The sequence below is a fragment of the Mesorhizobium sp. M1A.F.Ca.IN.020.06.1.1 genome (genome assembly GCF_004023265.1).
Classification (GTDB): Bacteria; Pseudomonadota; Alphaproteobacteria; order Rhizobiales; family Rhizobiaceae; genus Mesorhizobium.
Window position 1 is genome coordinate 1 of sequence record NZ_RZSR01001050.1, and the last position, 1,969, is coordinate 1,969.

Sequence of the window (1,969 nt, forward strand, 5' to 3'; positions counted from 1 at the left end):
TTCCGGGCCCTCGGCCTGTATCTTGTCTTCGAGCATGTCGGCATAACGGATGCCGACGGTGCCGGCGCCGGCCGCCTGGCGCGATCGCGACAACCTCTCGATGGAGCAGCGCGGCATCCGTTATGCCGACATGCTCGAAGACAAGATACAGGCCGAGGGCCCGGAAAGCGTGCTCGCCTTCATCATGGAACCCGTCGGCGGCGCGGCAACGGCGGCCCTTGTCGCGCCCGACAGCTACTATCCGCGCATCCGCGAGATCTGCGACCGCTACGGCATCCTGCTCATCCATGACGAGGTGATGAGCGGTGCCGGCCGCACCGGTAAATTTTTGGGCGGCGACCATTGGAACTGCAAGCCGGACATCGTCGCGCTGTCAAAAGGGCTGGGCTCCGGCTATGCGCCGCTCGGCGCGCTGGCGGCTCCCATGCGACTGGTCGAGCCGCTGCTCGCCTCCGGCGGCTTCCAGCACGGCCACACCTATGCTGGCAATCCGCTTGCCTGTGCGGCCGGCCTTGCGGTGCTGAGCGAAATGGACCGGCTCGATCTCATCGCCAACGCCGCCACCATGGGGGATGTGCTGATCGCAGAATTGAAGGCGTTGCAGAAGCGTTTCCCTTTCATCGCCGACGTGCGCGGCAAGGGCTTGCTGCTCGGCGCCGAGATGGTCGCCGATCCGGAGACGCTGACGCCGATCGCGCCGGCGAAAAAGGCAACGCAGCGCCTGCTCGACCACGCCTATGCGCGCGGCCTGATCATCTATGGCCGCAAGGTCAAGGGCGGCGTCGACGGCGACAATTTCATGGTGGCGCCGCCGATGATCATCACGCGCGAGCAGATCGGCGAGATGATCGCCATCATCGGCGACTCGCTCGAGGCGCTGGCGGAGGAACTCGATCTGCCGGTTGCAGGCTGAGGGTGAAATGGCGCTGTGAGACGTCCTGAGATGTTCGCGATCCTTCGCTCCCCCCTCTGGCCGGCCAGCCATCTCCCCCACGAGGGGGGAGATCCGATGTCGCTGTCGCTTTCGCCAATCGCCGACGTTGCAGGAACCGCGCCGTCGGTGCACCTGCTGATCTCCCCCGTTGCGGGGGAGATGTCCGGCGGGACAGAGGGGGGTGCCCGGGCGCCGTACTTGTCGTGAGCACGATTATCCTCCGTCCCGGCCGGATCGAGGATGCCGAGACCATCCATGCCGCCTTGCTGCGCCTCGGTACCCACATCGGCGCGCATCAAGAGATCACCTCGACACCGGATGACCTCCGCCGCTACGGCTTCGGCGCAAAGCCCGCCTTTTCGACCTTGATCGCCGAGGTCGACGGCGAGTTTGCCGGGCTCTGCCTGCACTTTCCGATCTTTTCGACCTGGATGGGCCGGCCCGGGGTCTTTGTGCAGGACCTCTATGTCGAGGACCGCTTTCGCGGCCGCCGCATCGGTGAGAAGCTGTTGCGGCGCGTGGCCAAGGAGTGTCGCGCTGCAGGCGGCGTCTATCTCAGGCTCTCCGTCGACACCGATAACGAAACCGCCAAGACCTTCTATGAAAAGCTCGGCATCGGCTGGTCGAGCTACGAGCAGGTGCACAAGATTGTCGGCGAGGCCTTTTTTGCCTTTGCCGACGCGCCGGAGGACGAACGATGAAAGCCTTCTATGCCGAGGAACAGAAGCGCCATGACCCGAAGGCCTTCCTTTCCAGCGGCGCGCCGCAACCCAATCCGGAAAAGCCGGAACGGGTCGAGAGATTGCTAGCCGGCGCAAGATCGGCCGGTGTGACGATCGAACGGCCCAACGACCATGGCCTTGGGCCGATCGCCGCCGTGCATACGCCCGAATATCTCGACTTTCTCGAGCACATCTTCGCGCGCTGGCAACGCATCGATGGCGCCTCGGCGGAGGTCATCCCGAACATCCATCCAATCGGCCGCGGCGGCTCCTATCCGGCCTCGGCGGTCGGCCAGGCCGGCTATCATATGGC

At 65.1% G+C, this 1,969-nt stretch carries 1 protein-coding gene and 2 pseudogenes; all 3 read left to right on the top strand.

The genetic code is table 11. The features are described 5' to 3' along the window. Positions 1-49 precede the first annotated feature (49 nt). Positions 50-913 (top strand): annotated as a pseudogene (locus EOA60_RS30790) (aminotransferase class III-fold pyridoxal phosphate-dependent enzyme); the annotation flags it as partial. A 224-nt stretch (positions 914-1,137) separates the two neighbouring features. After that, on the top strand, positions 1,138-1,635 hold the full coding sequence (locus tag EOA60_RS30795; RefSeq protein WP_095825285.1) for a GNAT family N-acetyltransferase: 498 nt from the start codon (positions 1,138-1,140) through the stop codon (positions 1,633-1,635). Beyond that, positions 1,632-1,969 (top strand): annotated as a pseudogene (locus EOA60_RS30800) (histone deacetylase family protein); the annotation flags it as partial. The gene EOA60_RS30795 and the pseudogene EOA60_RS30800, both read left to right, overlap by 4 nt.